Source organism: Pseudomonas sp. GW822-FHT05A08, assembly GCF_058800485.1.
Window position 1 is genome coordinate 6,372,706 of sequence record NZ_CM179511.1, and the last position, 16,651, is coordinate 6,389,356.

Genomic DNA, 16,651 nt, shown 5'->3' on the forward strand with positions numbered 1-16,651 from the left:
AAAACCTCAGGACAATGGGCATGCCATAGCCAATCCGACAAAAACCAGATCCGGAACCACTCGCCCTTGCGGGACAACCCCAGAAACCAGATCAGCATCACCACCAGTGAGAAATACTACGAAATCATCCCCCCAGTAACCACGCGCCAACTCCAACTGAGTTAGAACGAACCCCCTCAACATCAATGAGCAGCCACGCTCTACCGCCTCAACCGTCGTACGCCCCGGCAACAGGCTCACCAGCGCGCGCTCGGCAGACAAATCATCGTACCGAATTCGACGAGTGTGAGTTCTCAGCTGATTACGCATCAATGGCATCCCTGGGCAGATAAACCCCCCCAGGTGCTCGCCATCCGCAGCAATGAAATCCGCAGTAACCGCCGTCCCGAAATCGAGTACTAGGCAGGCACCAGCCGCAAGGCGAAAGCCTCCCAGCATGGCAAGCCAGCGATCCAGGCCAAGTCGCTCAAACTCCTCATAACCATTTCGTACGCCGGCCATTTCTTTCGCAGGCGCAGCACAGATCACCGCCACGCCAAAAGCCTGAACCAACATGGAAGTAAGCTTGCTCGTCTCCTCGGCCGTGCGCACGCTGACCAAGCGGCAGCGGGTCAAAACCAAGCCGTTTAGCGTACGCAGATGCCCGACCAAAGCATCATCGGAATCAACCACACCCTCAGCAAATACCCCAAGCGCAGCATTATCCAGAACGCGCCATTTAATGAAGCTGTTTCCGCAATCAAGCTCAAGAATCATTGCGTAACCTCAAGCTGAGCTCGCCACCGCTGTAGACCTTCTCAACCCCATCCACCCTCAATCGCAATGCGCCCTGCTGATCGATGCCCATAACAACACCGTCTATTTTATTGATCCCAGCAATCAGAGACACCGCACTACCTTGCCACAAATGATTCTGCTCCCACTCCTCTTGAATAGAGGAAAAGCCCTGGGCCTGGTGGCGCTCCAGGTAAGCCTTCAGCATCATGCTCAACCGAGCAACCAACTGGTTACGATCAACCTGCTTGCCGGACTCAAGCCGTACAGACGTCCACTGCTGATCAATCTCGTCGGTTTTCTGCATGCTGACGTTGATACCTACACCCAGAACTACATGACAAACATCAGCAGGATCCCCAACCAACTCCAACAGGATTCCGGCGATTTTTTTGCGTCCAACTAAAACATCGTTTGGCCACTTCAGGCCCGCACCAGCAATTCCAAACTCGCGCAAGGTTTGCATGACCGCCAGCCCGACTACCAAGCTGAGCCCTTCAAGCTGACGCATTCCACCATCGATACGCAGTACGAGGCTGTAATAAACATTTTCTGCAAAAGGGCTAGCCCATTTTCGCCCTCTCCGACCACGCCCCGCCGTCTGACGCTCAGCGAGCACCAGGAACGGCGCAGGCACGCCACGCTCGACAGCCCTCAGAGCTTCGGCGTTTGTAGAGTCAATAGAATCGAAAACCAGCACAGCCCAAGGGCAATCCTTTGATTGCTCGTAAATATCAGCCGGATTCAGAAGCGTCAGCGGGGCCGCCAACTGATAACCGCGGCCGCGAACTTTATGGATAGAGAGCCCCAGCTCAGCCTCCAACTGCTGCAACTGCTTCCACACGGCACTGCGACTAACGCCCAAGGCGGCACCAAGGGCCTGGCCCGAGTGAAACCGCCCATCCTTCAGAAGCTCCAACAATGTCAGCATGCAGATCTCGCCTCACAATGAGGCAGGCATGATAGCCATGCCTAAGGCTGTTGCATAGAAAGCGTGACCAGGCACAATCAAGCAGCTAGCAGCTGCAATTTGAAAGGTTTTTCCGCGCGCAAAAACAAAACCCCAATTGCTTTCGCAATTGGGGTTTCGGAATTTAATCTTGACGATGACCTACTCTCACATGGGGAAACCCCACACTACCATCGGCGATGCATCGTTTCACTGCTGAGTTCGGGATGGGATCAGGTGGTTCCAATGCTCTATGGTCGTCAAGAAATTCGGTGTGCCGAGTCGTCTTTCGACGCTTCAGCAAATTGGGTATGCGATAGTTTGTGTGTTTTCTCGAACTTTCGGTTCGTTTCGTCTTCACACACCGCAATCTGGCTGTTAAGCGCAAATTGCTTGGGTGTTATATGGTCAAGCCTCACGGGCAATTAGTATTGGTTAGCTCAACGCCTCACAGCGCTTACACACCCAACCTATCAACGTCGTAGTCTTCGACGGCCCTTCAGGGAACTCAAGGTTCCAGTGAGATCTCATCTTGAGGCAAGTTTCCCGCTTAGATGCTTTCAGCGGTTATCTTTTCCGAACATAGCTACCCGGCAATGCCACTGGCGTGACAACCGGAACACCAGAGGTTCGTCCACTCCGGTCCTCTCGTACTAGGAGCAGCCCCTCTCAAATCTCAAACGTCCACGGCAGATAGGGACCGAACTGTCTCACGACGTTCTAAACCCAGCTCGCGTACCACTTTAAATGGCGAACAGCCATACCCTTGGGACCGGCTTCAGCCCCAGGATGTGATGAGCCGACATCGAGGTGCCAAACACCGCCGTCGATATGAACTCTTGGGCGGTATCAGCCTGTTATCCCCGGAGTACCTTTTATCCGTTGAGCGATGGCCCTTCCATACAGAACCACCGGATCACTAAGACCTACTTTCGTACCTGCTCGACGTGTCTGTCTCGCAGTCAAGCGCGCTTTTGCCTTTATACTCTACGACCGATTTCCGACCGGTCTGAGCGCACCTTCGTACTCCTCCGTTACTCTTTAGGAGGAGACCGCCCCAGTCAAACTACCCACCATACACTGTCCTCGATCCGGATAACGGACCTGAGTTAGAACCTCAAAGTTGCCAGGGTGGTATTTCAAGGATGGCTCCACGCGAACTGGCGTCCACGCTTCAAAGCCTCCCACCTATCCTACACAAGCAAATTCAAAGTCCAGTGCAAAGCTATAGTAAAGGTTCACGGGGTCTTTCCGTCTAGCCGCGGATACACTGCATCTTCACAGCGATTTCAATTTCACTGAGTCTCGGGTGGAGACAGCGCCGCCATCGTTACGCCATTCGTGCAGGTCGGAACTTACCCGACAAGGAATTTCGCTACCTTAGGACCGTTATAGTTACGGCCGCCGTTTACCGGGGCTTCGATCAAGAGCTTCGCGTTAGCTAACCCCATCAATTAACCTTCCGGCACCGGGCAGGCGTCACACCCTATACGTCCACTTTCGTGTTTGCAGAGTGCTGTGTTTTTAATAAACAGTCGCAGCGGCCTGGTATCTTCGACCGGCATGGGCTTACGGAGCAAGTCCTTCACCCTCACCGGCGCACCTTCTCCCGAAGTTACGGTGCCATTTTGCCTAGTTCCTTCACCCGAGTTCTCTCAAGCGCCTTGGTATTCTCTACCCAACCACCTGTGTCGGTTTGGGGTACGGTTCCTAGTTATCTGAAGCTTAGAAGCTTTTCTTGGAAGCATGGCATCAACCACTTCGTCACCTGAAAGGTAACTCGTCATCAGCTCTCGGCCTTAGAACCCCGGATTTACCTAAGATTCCAGCCTACCACCTTAAACTTGGACAACCAACGCCAAGCTGGCCTAGCCTTCTCCGTCCCTCCATCGCAATAACTAGAAGTACAGGAATATTAACCTGTTTTCCATCGACTACGCTTTTCAGCCTCGCCTTAGGGACCGACTAACCCTGCGTCGATTAACGTTGCGCAGGAAACCTTGGTCTTTCGGCGTGGGTGTTTTTCACACCCATTGTCGTTACTCATGTCAGCATTCGCACTTCTGATACCTCCAGCAAGCTTCTCAACTCACCTTCACAGGCTTACAGAACGCTCCTCTACCGCATCACTTACGTGATACCCGTAGCTTCGGTGTATGGTTTGAGCCCCGTTACATCTTCCGCGCAGGCCGACTCGACTAGTGAGCTATTACGCTTTCTTTAAAGGGTGGCTGCTTCTAAGCCAACCTCCTAGCTGTCTAAGCCTTCCCACATCGTTTCCCACTTAACCATAACTTTGGGACCTTAGCTGACGGTCTGGGTTGTTTCCCTTTTCACGACGGACGTTAGCACCCGCCGTGTGTCTCCCATGCTCGGCACTTGTAGGTATTCGGAGTTTGCATCGGTTTGGTAAGTCGGGATGACCCCCTAGCCGAAACAGTGCTCTACCCCCTACAGTGATACATGAGGCGCTACCTAAATAGCTTTCGAGGAGAACCAGCTATCTCCGAGCTTGATTAGCCTTTCACTCCGATCCACAGGTCATCCGCTAACTTTTCAACGGTAGTCGGTTCGGTCCTCCAGTCAGTGTTACCTAACCTTCAACCTGCCCATGGATAGATCGCCCGGTTTCGGGTCTATACCCAGCGACTAAACGCCCTATTAAGACTCGCTTTCGCTACGCCTCCCCTATTCGGTTAAGCTCGCCACTGAATATAAGTCGCTGACCCATTATACAAAAGGTACGCAGTCACAGAACAAAGTCTGCTCCCACTGCTTGTACGCATACGGTTTCAGGATCTATTTCACTCCCCTCTCCGGGGTTCTTTTCGCCTTTCCCTCACGGTACTAGTTCACTATCGGTCAGTCAGTAGTATTTAGCCTTGGAGGATGGTCCCCCCATATTCAGACAAAGTTTCTCGTGCTCCGTCCTACTCGATTTCATGACTAAGAGATTTTCGCGTACAGGGCTATCACCCACTATGGCCGCACTTTCCAGAGCGTTCCGCTAATCTCAAAGCCACTTAAGGGCTAGTCCCCGTTCGCTCGCCACTACTAAGGGAATCTCGGTTGATTTCTTTTCCTCAGGGTACTTAGATGTTTCAGTTCCCCTGGTTCGCCTCTTGCACCTATGTATTCAGTACAAGATAACCATCTTATGATGGCTGGGTTCCCCCATTCAGACATCTCCGGATCAAAGTCTGTTTGCCGACTCCCCGAAGCTTTTCGCAGGCTACCACGTCTTTCATCGCCTCTGACTGCCAAGGCATCCACCGTATGCGCTTCTTCACTTGACCATATAACCCCAAGCAATCTGGTTATACTGTGAAGACGACATTCGCCGAAAATTCGCGATTAAACTCACAAATTTTACCTTAGCCTGAACAACACCAGTGAAAGTGCTATCCAGTCTATCTTTCTATCACATACCCAAATTTTTAAAGAACGATTCTGATAAAGATCAGAAATCAACATTCACCATCAACTTGATGGAATGCTCATTTCTAAGCTTTAAACGATGGACACCAATCTGTAATGGTGGAGCCAAGCGGGATCGAACCGCTGACCTCCTGCGTGCAAGGCAGGCGCTCTCCCAGCTGAGCTATGGCCCCGTATCGCTACAGGGTGCACCAGTAATTGGTGGGTCTGGGCAGATTCGAACTGCCGACCTCACCCTTATCAGGGGTGCGCTCTAACCAACTGAGCTACAGACCCAATCGTCTTCTTCAATGAATCAAGCAATTCGTGTGGGAGCTTATGAAGCAGCTGATGTCGTCGATTAAGGAGGTGATCCAGCCGCAGGTTCCCCTACGGCTACCTTGTTACGACTTCACCCCAGTCATGAATCACACCGTGGTAACCGTCCTCCCGAAGGTTAGACTAGCTACTTCTGGTGCAACCCACTCCCATGGTGTGACGGGCGGTGTGTACAAGGCCCGGGAACGTATTCACCGCGACATTCTGATTCGCGATTACTAGCGATTCCGACTTCACGCAGTCGAGTTGCAGACTGCGATCCGGACTACGATCGGTTTTGTGGGATTAGCTCCACCTCGCGGCTTGGCAACCCTCTGTACCGACCATTGTAGCACGTGTGTAGCCCAGGCCGTAAGGGCCATGATGACTTGACGTCATCCCCACCTTCCTCCGGTTTGTCACCGGCAGTCTCCTTAGAGTGCCCACCATAACGTGCTGGTAACTAAGGACAAGGGTTGCGCTCGTTACGGGACTTAACCCAACATCTCACGACACGAGCTGACGACAGCCATGCAGCACCTGTCTCAATGTTCCCGAAGGCACCAATCCATCTCTGGAAAGTTCATTGGATGTCAAGGCCTGGTAAGGTTCTTCGCGTTGCTTCGAATTAAACCACATGCTCCACCGCTTGTGCGGGCCCCCGTCAATTCATTTGAGTTTTAACCTTGCGGCCGTACTCCCCAGGCGGTCAACTTAATGCGTTAGCTGCGCCACTAAGAGCTCAAGGCTCCCAACGGCTAGTTGACATCGTTTACGGCGTGGACTACCAGGGTATCTAATCCTGTTTGCTCCCCACGCTTTCGCACCTCAGTGTCAGTATCAGTCCAGGTGGTCGCCTTCGCCACTGGTGTTCCTTCCTATATCTACGCATTTCACCGCTACACAGGAAATTCCACCACCCTCTACCATACTCTAGCTCGCCAGTTTTGGATGCAGTTCCCAGGTTGAGCCCGGGGATTTCACATCCAACTTAACGAACCACCTACGCGCGCTTTACGCCCAGTAATTCCGATTAACGCTTGCACCCTCTGTATTACCGCGGCTGCTGGCACAGAGTTAGCCGGTGCTTATTCTGTCGGTAACGTCAAAATACTCACGTATTAGGTAAGTACCCTTCCTCCCAACTTAAAGTGCTTTACAATCCGAAGACCTTCTTCACACACGCGGCATGGCTGGATCAGGCTTTCGCCCATTGTCCAATATTCCCCACTGCTGCCTCCCGTAGGAGTCTGGACCGTGTCTCAGTTCCAGTGTGACTGATCATCCTCTCAGACCAGTTACGGATCGTCGCCTTGGTGAGCCATTACCTCACCAACTAGCTAATCCGACCTAGGCTCATCTGATAGCGCAAGGCCCGAAGGTCCCCTGCTTTCTCCCGTAGGACGTATGCGGTATTAGCGTCCGTTTCCGAACGTTATCCCCCACTACCAGGCAGATTCCTAGGCATTACTCACCCGTCCGCCGCTCTCAAGAGGTGCAAGCACCTCTCTACCGCTCGACTTGCATGTGTTAGGCCTGCCGCCAGCGTTCAATCTGAGCCATGATCAAACTCTTCAGTTCAAACATCTTTGGGTTTTGAGAAAACCCTAAACTTGGCTCAGCAATCGTTGGTTACATCTTTGATTTCTCGCGGAGTAACTTGTGATGCTGATAATCTTTCTGACTATCAGTCTGACTCCACAAGCACCCACACGAATTGCTTGATTCAGTTGTTAAAGAGCGGTTGGTTAAGTCTTTCGTCTCAACCGAGGCGCGCATTCTACAGCAGCCTCTGCATCTGTCAAGCGGTTATTTTAAGAAGTTTTCAAAGTTTCCTTTGCAACTTCAACCACTTGCGCTTTCGATCTCTCGTCAGCGGGAGGCGAATTCTACAGCGTTACACGCTGCTGTCAACACCTCTTTTTCTCCGCTTTCGACCGAGAAGATCGAATCGTTAACTCGGCGAAAACTTACTGCCGAATCAACTCCTTCGGGCTTCGATGAACTGAAGCGCAACCACTGCCGAAAACCGCGCAACTCGTTGAATCTCAAGGAGTTTTCCGTTTCGACTGCGCCGGAAGTGGGGCGAATTATAGAGAGATATAATTCGCCGTCAACACCTATTTTCAGTTTTATTCGGATTTAAGCGTAATACGTGCAAAAGCCTTCTTTCCGGCCTGACAAACATGAGTCGAGCCGACAGCCCATATAAAGGAACGCTCAACAACCTCACCATCTATACGCACACCACCCGAACCGAGCAGGTCACGCGCCATTGCCGAGTTCTTTACCAAGCCCGCCTTATTAAGGACAGCCGCGATCGGCATATCTTCAGCAGCAGCCAGCTCGATCTCAGGCAGATCATCCGGCAGCTCACCATCCTTCATGCGGTTGCCCGCAGCACGGTGAGCATTCGCTGCAGCTTCCTCACCATGGAAACGCGCAACGATTTCTTCAGCCAGCTTGATCTTGATATCCCGCGGATTCGCACCCGCCTCGACATCTGCCTTAAAGGAAAGAATCTCATCCATGGAGCGGAAGCTCAGCAGCTCGAAGTAACGCCACATCAACGCATCCGGAATGGAGACCAGCTTGCTATACATAACACCCGGCGCTTCCTGGATACCTACATAGTTACCCAGCGACTTGGACATCTTCTTGACGCCGTCCAACCCCTCGAGCAACGGCATCGTCAGAATGCACTGAGCTTCCTGACCATAACCGCGCTGCAGCTCACGCCCCATCAACAGATTGAACTTCTGATCGGTACCGCCCAACTCCACATCGGCACGCAGCGCCACCGAGTCATAACCCTGAACCAGCGGATAGAGGAACTCGTGAATGGCAATGGGTTGATTGGTGGAATAGCGCTTGTCGAAGTCGTCACGCTCGAGCATGCGAGCAACGGTGTACTGGGAAGTCAGGCGAATGAAGTCCGCAGGTCCCATCTTGTCCATCCAGGTGGAGTTGAAGGCCACCTCGGTTTTCGCCGGGTCGAGAATCTTGAACACCTGGCTCTTGTAGGTCTCGGCATTTTCGAGGACCTGCTCGCGAGTCAGAGGCGGACGAGTTGCGCTCTTGCCACTCGGATCACCGATCATCCCAGTGAAGTCGCCGATCAGGAAGATCACCTGATGACCCAGATCCTGGAACTGGCGCAGCTTATTAATAAGCACGGTATGACCCAGGTGCAAATCCGGCGCCGTTGGGTCGAAGCCAGCCTTAATACGCAGCGGTTGGCCGCGCTTGAGCTTTTCGATCAGCTCGGACTCGACCAACAACTCTTCTGCACCACGTTTGATCAGCGCTAGCTGCTCTTCAACCGACTTCATAACAGACCCGCAAGGCTCAGATTCAAAGGGAACCAACCATACAAGATCAGCGCCCAATTACAAGTTTTGCCCGGCGTACGGATGGCTTTCCGCGAACAGGACGTCCGCAGGCTTGCTTAACAGATGATTTGGTTATATTTTATACAGTTATTTCATCTTCATCATGTCATTCATCTTTTCCAATTCATCTTTTTCAAAGTCAAAATTACTTATGACCACAGAACCGCCTAAAGCCCCGCCGCTTTATCCGAAGACCCACCTGCTCGCCGCAAGTGGCATCGCCGCCCTCCTCAGCCTGGCGCTCCTGGTATTCCCTTCCAGCGATGTAGAAGCCAAAAGAACAACTCTGAGCCTCGACCTGGAAAGCCCGGCCGAGCAACTGACACAAGATCAAGACGCCGCAGACGCCGCACAAGCCACAAATGAAGCCGTAGCGTCCCCGTTCGCACAAATCGAAAACAGCCCCGAAGACACTGCGAAAACCACTGAAACCGCTCAAGAGCAGCCTGCTCCGGCCGTGGCGGAAGAAAAGAAGGCAGCGAATCACAGGGAAGTCATTGTTGCCAAGGGCGACACCCTTTCCACGCTATTCGAGAAGGTCGGCCTACCTGCCACTTCGGTGCATGACGTGTTGGCCAGCGACAAGCAAGCCAAGCAGTTCACCCAGTTGAAGCGCGGCCAGAAACTTGAGTTCGAACTGGGTCCGGACGGCCAGTTGAACAATCTGCACAGCAAGGTCAATGACCTGGAAAGCATCACCCTGACCAAAGGGCCAAAAGGCTTCGCCTTCAGCCGTATCACCGCCAAGCCCATGGTGCGCACGGCCTACGTTCATGGCGTGATCAACAGCTCGCTGTCGCAATCCGCAGCACGTGCCGGCCTGTCTCACAGTCTGACGATGGACATGGCCAACGTCTTTGGCTACGACATCGACTTCGCCCAGGATATTCGCCCCGGTGACGAGTTCGACGTGATCTACGAACAGACCGTCGTCAATGGTAAAGCCGTGGGTACCCGCAACATTCTCTCCGCCCGCTTCACCAACCGTGGCAAGACCTACACCGCGGTGCGCTACACCAACAAACAAGGCATGAGCAGTTATTACACCGCTGATGGCAATAGCATGCGCAAGGCCTTTATCCGTACGCCGGTGGATTTCGCACGTATCAGTTCGCGCTTCTCCATGGGCCGCAAACACCCGATCCTGAACAAGATCCGCGCTCACAAAGGCGTCGACTACGCAGCCCCTCGCGGTACGCCAATCAAGGCAGCCGGCGATGGCAAGGTGCTCCTGGCCGGGCGTCGTGGCGGATACGGCAACACCGTGATCATCCAGCACGGCAATGCTTACCGCACGCTGTACGGCCATATGCAAGGCTTCGCCAAAGGCGTCAAGACCGGCGGAACCGTCAAGCAGGGCCAGGTGATCGGCTACATCGGCACCACCGGGCTTTCCACGGGCCCGCATTTGCATTACGAGTTCCAGGTCAACGGCGTTCACGTCGATCCACTGGGCCAGAAGCTGCCAATGGCCGATCCGATCGCCAAAGCGGAACGCGCACGCTTCCTGCAACAAAGCCAGCCACTGATGGCGCGGATGGATCAGGAAAAAGCCACCCTGCTCGCTTCGAACAAGCGTTAAGCATGGCGCTCTATATAGGTGTGATGTCCGGGACCAGTCTTGATGGCCTGGATATCGCACTCATCGAGCAAACACCGGCGATCAGGCTGATCGCCACGCATTACATTCCCATGCCTGAATCCCTGCGCGCCGAGCTGCTTGGCTTGTGCGCCAGCGGTCCCGATGAAATCGCCCGCTCCGCCATCGCCCAGCAAAACTGGGTAAAACTGGCCGCCCAGGGTATTCATAGCCTACTTGCCCAACAGAAACTGAAACCCGCGGACATCCGCGCCATTGGCAGTCATGGCCAGACCATCCGCCATGAGCCCGCCCGCGGCTTCACGGTCCAGATCGGCAACCCGGCATTACTGACAGAGCTGACCGGAATCACGGTGGTCAGCGACTTCCGCAGCCGCGACGTCGCCGCCGGCGGCCAGGGCGCTCCACTGGTACCGGCCTTTCATGAAGCGCTCTTTGATCAAAGCTGCGGCAAGCGCGCGGTCCTCAATGTCGGCGGCTTCAGCAACCTGAGCCTGATCGAGAGCGACAAGCCGGTTGCCGGCTTCGACTGCGGCCCGGGTAACGTCCTGCTGGATGCCTGGATCAATGCCCAGCGCGGAGAAAACTACGATCGCGACGGCCAATGGGCTGCCAGCGGTCAGGTTGAGCCGCTGCTGCTGAACGCTCTGCTCAGCGACCCATTCTTTGCCACTCAAGGCCCGAAGAGTACGGGTCGCGAGGTATTCAACTTGGAGTGGCTACAGGAGCATCTGGCTCGCCTGCCAGCCTTGCCCCCCGAAAACGTACAGGCAACGCTCCTGGAGCTGACCGCGCTGACCATCGTCGAGTCGCTGCAGGTGGCGCAGACCGATACCCAGGAGCTGCTGGTCTGCGGCGGCGGCGCTCACAACTCGGCCTTGATGAATCGCCTGTCCAGCCTGCTACCTAACACCAAGGTCAGCAGTACCGCCACCCACGGCGTCGATCCGGACTGGGTTGAAGCCATGGCATTCGCCTGGCTGGCCCACTGCTGTTTGGAAGGCATAGCCGCCAACCGCCCAAGTGTCACTGGCGCCCGCGGCTTACGTATCCTGGGCGCGATCTACCCCGCCTGATCGCCAGACAGCAAAACGCCGCAGAGCCCGAAAACCCTGCGGCGCTTGGTAAAACCTTATTCAGCGATCAGATCGAGAACGAAGAACCGCAACCGCAGGTGGTCGTGGCATTCGGGTTCTTGATCACGAAACGCGAACCTTCCAGACCTTCCTGATAATCCACCTCGGCACCCGCCAGATACTGGAAGCTCATCGGATCGACCACCAGGCTGACGCCTTCGCGCTCGACGATGGTGTCGTCATCCGCGACTTCTTCATCGAAAGTGAAGCCGTACTGAAACCCTGAACAACCGCCGCCCGTAACGAATACGCGCAGCTTCAAGCGATCATTACCCTCTTCATCGACCAGGCTCTTCACCTTGTGCGCGGCACCGTGGGTGAATTGCAAAGCCGTGGGGGTGAAGGATTCGACGCTCATGCTGACTATCTCCCGGCGTTACGCCGCCATAATGCGTGATGACGCGCATTATCCGCTTCTCCCAGAAAAGCGGTCAACTATTGTTACGGTATATCAATAAGCCCAGGGCTTACCGCAGAAATGCAAAAAGGCCCGTAACGGGCCTTTTGCTGAAGCAGGCAGACGCCTTAAGGCAGCATGCCGGCGTGGGACAGGCCCAGACGCTCGTCTAGACCGAACAGGATGTTCAGGTTCTGTACGGCCTGGCCCGACGCGCCTTTGACCAGGTTGTCGATCACCGACAACACGACCACCAGATCGCCATCCTGCGGACGGTGCACGGCAATCCGGCATACGTTGGCGCCCCGCACGCTGCGGGTTTCCGGATGGCTGCCCGCCGGCATCACATCCACGAACGGCTCGTTGGCATAACGTTTCTCGAACAGCGCCTGCAGGTCCACCGACTTGTCCACGACAGTGGCATAGAGCGTCGAGTGAATGCCACGGATCATCGGCGTCAGGTGCGGCACGAACGTCAGGCCGACATCCTTGCCCGCCGCACGGCGCAGGCCCTGGCGAATCTCCGGCAGGTGACGATGACCTTTGACCGCATAGGCCTTCATGCTTTCCGAAGTCTCGGAGTACAGGGAGCCGACACTAGCGCCCCGCCCCGCCCCGCTGACACCCGACTTGCAGTCGGCGATCAGCCGCGAAGTGTCGGCCAGCCCCGCCTCCAGCAGTGGCAGGAAGCCGAGCTGGGTAGCAGTCGGGTAGCACCCCGGAACAGCGATCAGGCGGGCCTTCTTGATCTGCTCGCGATTGACTTCCGGCAGGCCATAGACGGCTTCATCGAGCAACTCAGGGGCCCCATGGGGCTGGCCGTACCACTTGGCCCACTCATCGGCGTCCTGCAGACGGAAGTCCGCCGACAGGTCGATGACCTTGGTACCGGCAGCCAGCAGCTCACCCGCCAGGGCATGGGCAACACCGTGCGGAGTCGCGAAGAACACCACATCGCAGGCACCGAGGGTCTTGATGTCCGGAACGCTGAATGCCAGGCCGTCATAGTGGCCTCGCAGGTTCGGGTACATATCGGCGACGGCAAGGCCTGCCTCGGATCGGGAAGTGATGACCACCACTTCAGCCTGCGGATGCTGTGCCAACAGACGCAGCAGTTCGACACCGGTGTAACCCGTGCCGCCGACGATACCGACCTTGACCATAAACCTGCCCTCAACGAACCCACTGGAAAGCCGTCGATGATAGGGGCCGAAAGACCCTGCGACAACCGTCAAGGTGACGTGCGGACGCTCCTGCCACTACTATCTTCGCTACCGTGAACCTGGGAATAACCGAAATGCTCTATCTGTGGCTCAAAGCCTTTCACATCGTCAGTCTGGTCTGCTGGTTTGCCGGTCTGTTCTACCTGCCACGCCTGTTCGTTTATCACGCTCAAAGCGAAGACACGATCAGCAAGGAACGCTTCAGCATCATGGAGCGCAAGCTGTACCGCGGAATCATGGGCCCGGCGATGATTGCCACGCTGATTTTCGGTATCTGGCTGCTGAGCCTGAACCCCAGCGCCTACTTCGGCCAGGGCGGCTGGATGCATGCCAAGCTGACCCTGGTGGTCATCCTGATTGGCTACCACCATATGTGCGGCGCCCAGGTGAAACGTTTTGCCCGTGGCGAAAACACCCGCAGCCATGTCTTTTACCGCTGGTTCAATGAAGTGCCAGTTCTGGTATTGCTGGCTATCGTAATTCTGGTCGTTGTCCGGCCGTTCTAATTCCTACTAGCCGTTCATTATTCGGGGTACTTCCAATGTCGCTGCCCGCTCTGCTCGAACAACGCTTGCGCTTGCCTGTCGTGGCGGCGCCGATGTTCCTGATTTCCAACCCACAACTGGTTCTGGCGTGCTGCCGCAACGGTGTGGTCGGCAGCTTCCCTGCCCTCAACCAGCGTGAAAGCAGTGGCTTCAAGGCCTGGCTGGAAGAAATCGAAGCTGGCCTTGCGACCCTGGAAAACCCTGCGCCCTATGCCGTCAATTTGATCGTGCATCACAGCAATCCACGCTTGAATGCCGACCTGGCGATCTGCATCGAACACAAGGTGCCTATCGTCATCACCAGCCTGGGGGCGGTGAAGGAACTGGTCGATGCAGTGCATGCCTATGGAGGCCTGGTCTTCCATGACGTCACCACCCGGCGCCACGCGGAAAAAGCCGCCGAGGCCGGGGTCGACGGCCTGATCGCCGTAGCCGCCGGCGCCGGTGGCCACGCCGGGACCTGGAGCCCGTTCTCCCTGATCGCCGAAATCCGCCAGTTCTTCGACAAGACGCTGCTGCTGGCTGGCTGCCTGAACCACGGCCACGAGATCCTCGCCGCACAGTTGCTCGGCGCCGACCTCGCCTACTTCGGCACGCGTTTTATCGGCACCACGGAAAGCCATGCACCGGAGGCCTACAAGGAGATGCTGCTGAGCGCCAAGGCCGCCGACATTGTGCACACCGCGGCAGTCTCCGGGGTTCCGGCAAGCTTCATGCGCCAGAGCCTGGAAAACGCAGGCTTCGACCTTGCCGCCCTGCAGGGCAAAGGCGAAGTCAACTTCGGCTCGAAACTCAAGCCGCTCAGCGACGAAGCCAAAGCCTGGAAAACCGTGTGGTCCGCCGGACAAGGCGTCGGTGAAATCGATGACTTACCGAGCGTCGATCAACTGGTCGCCCGTCTGGACGCCGAATACCGTGCCGCGCAGGAACTGGCCGCCCGGCTACCGCAACGCTGGCCGCGCTGAATCGCTGATGTTTTTTGGCCAGCAACGGACGGCTGGCCTTAAACTATCGCCCTGCGAAAGCCCTCTCTATATAGCCGACAAGGACGCCCTGCATGAGCCAAGACCGTTTCAAGATCGTATTTGACGGGGCTCTGCTTCCGGGTGTCGACATCGAACATGCCAAGCAGAAAATCGCCAAGCTGTTCAAAAGCGATATCGCCGCGATCGAGCCTCTGTTCAAGGGACAAAACATCACCCTCAAGCGCGACCTCTCCCAACAGGACGCGGACATTTATCTCGCCGCGCTGAACCAGGCCGGGATCGCCCCACGCATCGAACCGGATCTTGCCCCAGGCGCCAGCCAACCTGCACCTCAGCCGGCTCCCCCAGCACCAGCCCCCGCCCCTTCGCCTTCTGTAGCCTCACCCCAGGCAGAACCCAGCATGACGAATGACTGGCAACGCCCGGCCCCTACGCCGACGCCAGACCCCATGGCCGGCGCGGGTACTTCGCCCTACACCCCGCCTCAAGCCACAGTGGGCGACCCCCTTCCCGAGTTCGGCGAGCTGAAGTTCTACACCGTCGAAGGACGCATCGGCCGCCTGCGCTATCTCGCCTGGACCCTGGTGCTGATCCTGCTGACTACCCTGGCCGGCGGCTTCCTGACCGCGGCTCTGGTCGGCAACAGCCTGCAAGTGACGGGAATGATCTTCCTCGGCGTCGTAGCGCTGGCCTTCGCCTATCTGAACATCACCATTTCCGTTCAGCGCCTGCATGACCTGGGCTGGTCGGGTTGGCTCTGGCTGCTGAATTTGCTGCCTTTTGTGTACGCAGTGTTTCCGCTGCTACTGGCGATCCTGCCGGGCAACACCGGCGCCAATCGTTACGGCGCGCCGCCTCCGCCAAACAGCGGAGTGGTCAAGGGACTTGCCGCGCTGTGGATAATCGTTTTGCTGCTGTCCTTCATCGGTGGCCTCAGCTCGGTCTAGGGCGCCGAGAACAGGAGCAGTGAAAGCAGCAAGCCCGCCCCGGCCACCTGTAGACTATCGGATTGAATTAACGCGCCGCTGCCTGGGACTTTTCCCCACAGGCAACCGGCCGTTGCAATGGAGAACCGCATGACCCGTTACGCTCTGATCACCGGCGCCTCCAGCGGCATAGGCCTGGCCCTGGCCGAAGCGCTGGCCCGGCGCGGCCGCAGTCTGATCCTGGTGGCCCGTCAGCGTGATCAGCTGGAAAGCATCGCCATCGAGTTGACCCAACGCTTTGGTGTGGAGGTGCTGTTCCGAGCCTGCGACCTGTCCGAGCCTTTGCGGCTTTCGGGTTTCCTGCTGGAGCTGGAGGAAGGCGACCGGCAGATCGATCTATTGGTGAACTGCGCCGGCATCGGCACCTGCGGCCCCTTCCTCGCCCAGGACTGGATGACCGAGCAGGACCTGATCGAAGTGAATATTCTGGCCCTTACCCGGCTGTGCCATGCCCTGGGCAACAGCATGGCCTTGCAGGGCGGCGGGCAGATTCTCAACGTCGCCTCGATCGCCGGCTTCTATCCCGGCCCCTGGATGAGCACCTACTACGCCAGCAAGGCCTATGTACTGCACTTCTCCGAAGGCCTGCGCGAAGAGCTGAAAAACAATGCAGTAAAGGTTTCCGTGCTCTGCCCCGGCCCGACCCGTACCGGTTTCTTTGATACCGCCCAGCTGAACACCAGCAAGCTTAACGACAGCAAACTGCTGATGAGCCCGGAGGAAGTCGCGCTGTACACCGTGCGCGCCCTGGACAAGAATCGCGCCATTATCATCCCCGGCCGCCGCAACCGCTGGTTTGCGTTCAGCCCGCGCCTGGGTTCGCGCTGGCTGACCCGCAAGATTTCCGGCGCCGTCAACAAAGCCTATTGCCCGCGCTGACCTGGCAACCATCTAAGGCTGGGCGCACTCGGCTTGCCTGAGTACACTC

General features: G+C 56.3%; 11 protein-coding genes, 2 tRNA genes and 3 rRNA genes. 6 read left to right on the forward strand and 10 right to left on the reverse strand.

What is annotated here, in order from left to right; translation table 11 throughout:
- Window positions 1-6 precede the first annotated feature (6 nt).
- The 8 genes from AC3RCP_RS28885 to tyrS form a co-directional block, all read right to left on the reverse strand.
- On the reverse strand, window positions 7-756 hold the full coding sequence (locus AC3RCP_RS28885; protein ID WP_007924212.1) for a pantothenate kinase: 750 nt from the start codon (window positions 754-756) through the stop codon (window positions 7-9).
- On the reverse strand, window positions 746-1,705 hold the full coding sequence (gene birA, locus AC3RCP_RS28890) for a bifunctional biotin--[acetyl-CoA-carboxylase] ligase/biotin operon repressor BirA (protein WP_101339261.1): 960 nt from the start codon (window positions 1,703-1,705) through the stop codon (window positions 746-748). The genes AC3RCP_RS28885 and birA overlap by 11 nt, the downstream gene beginning before the upstream one ends.
- Before the next feature lie 167 nt (window positions 1,706-1,872).
- Window positions 1,873-1,988 (reverse strand): 5S ribosomal RNA (gene rrf / locus AC3RCP_RS28895).
- A gap of 139 nt (window positions 1,989-2,127) precedes the next feature.
- Window positions 2,128-5,019 (reverse strand): 23S ribosomal RNA (locus AC3RCP_RS28900).
- A gap of 239 nt (window positions 5,020-5,258) precedes the next feature.
- Window positions 5,259-5,334 (reverse strand) — tRNA-Ala (locus AC3RCP_RS28905).
- Window positions 5,335-5,360: 26 nt separating this feature from the next.
- Window positions 5,361-5,437, reverse strand: a tRNA-Ile gene (locus AC3RCP_RS28910).
- Between the two features lie 65 nt (window positions 5,438-5,502).
- Window positions 5,503-7,039 (reverse strand): 16S ribosomal RNA (locus AC3RCP_RS28915).
- Together the 16S, 23S and 5S rRNA genes with 2 tRNA genes alongside form the textbook arrangement of a ribosomal RNA operon.
- A gap of 551 nt (window positions 7,040-7,590) precedes the next feature.
- Window positions 7,591-8,790, reverse strand: coding sequence for a tyrosine--tRNA ligase (gene tyrS, locus AC3RCP_RS28920; protein ID WP_009045857.1), 1,200 nt, complete (start codon window positions 8,788-8,790; stop codon window positions 7,591-7,593).
- Between the two features lie 211 nt (window positions 8,791-9,001).
- On the opposite strand from tyrS, the gene AC3RCP_RS28925 reads away from it, so the two are divergent.
- On the forward strand, window positions 9,002-10,432 hold the full coding sequence (locus tag AC3RCP_RS28925; RefSeq protein WP_007930198.1) for a peptidoglycan DD-metalloendopeptidase family protein: 1,431 nt from the start codon (window positions 9,002-9,004) through the stop codon (window positions 10,430-10,432).
- A gap of 2 nt (window positions 10,433-10,434) precedes the next feature.
- On the forward strand, window positions 10,435-11,526 hold the full coding sequence (locus tag AC3RCP_RS28930) for an anhydro-N-acetylmuramic acid kinase (RefSeq protein ID WP_101339262.1): 1,092 nt from the start codon (window positions 10,435-10,437) through the stop codon (window positions 11,524-11,526).
- A 67-nt stretch (window positions 11,527-11,593) separates the two neighbouring features.
- Here the strand turns inward: AC3RCP_RS28930 and erpA are convergent, their stop codons facing one another.
- Together erpA and argC are read right to left on the reverse strand one after the other, a co-directional pair.
- The gene (erpA, locus tag AC3RCP_RS28935; RefSeq protein ID WP_007906865.1) at window positions 11,594-11,944 is read right to left on the reverse strand and encodes an iron-sulfur cluster insertion protein ErpA; all 351 of its coding nucleotides are present in this window, start codon (window positions 11,942-11,944) and stop codon (window positions 11,594-11,596) included.
- A gap of 167 nt (window positions 11,945-12,111) precedes the next feature.
- On the reverse strand, window positions 12,112-13,146 hold the full coding sequence (gene argC, locus AC3RCP_RS28940; RefSeq protein ID WP_025804014.1) for an N-acetyl-gamma-glutamyl-phosphate reductase: 1,035 nt from the start codon (window positions 13,144-13,146) through the stop codon (window positions 12,112-12,114).
- Between the two features lie 134 nt (window positions 13,147-13,280).
- Here argC and hemJ point away from each other — a divergent pair, with 134 nt between their 5' ends.
- The 4 genes from hemJ to AC3RCP_RS28960 all read left to right on the forward strand — a co-directional run bounded on the left by hemJ (window position 13,281) and on the right by AC3RCP_RS28960 (window position 16,602).
- Entirely contained in the window at window positions 13,281-13,712 is a 432-nt protein-coding gene (gene hemJ / locus AC3RCP_RS28945; protein WP_007930191.1) for a protoporphyrinogen oxidase HemJ, read from the forward strand.
- Window positions 13,713-13,747: 35 nt separating this feature from the next.
- Window positions 13,748-14,716: an NAD(P)H-dependent flavin oxidoreductase gene (locus AC3RCP_RS28950; RefSeq protein ID WP_009051135.1), complete on the forward strand. Its 969-nt coding sequence runs from the start codon at window positions 13,748-13,750 to the stop codon at window positions 14,714-14,716.
- Between the two features lie 92 nt (window positions 14,717-14,808).
- Window positions 14,809-15,684, forward strand: a complete 876-nt coding sequence (locus AC3RCP_RS28955) for a DUF805 domain-containing protein (protein ID WP_101339264.1) — start codon at window positions 14,809-14,811, stop codon at window positions 15,682-15,684.
- A 129-nt stretch (window positions 15,685-15,813) separates the two neighbouring features.
- A complete protein-coding gene (locus tag AC3RCP_RS28960) occupies window positions 15,814-16,602 on the forward strand; it encodes an SDR family NAD(P)-dependent oxidoreductase (protein WP_007930181.1) in 789 nt (262 codons plus the stop codon).
- Window positions 16,603-16,651 lie beyond the last annotated feature (49 nt).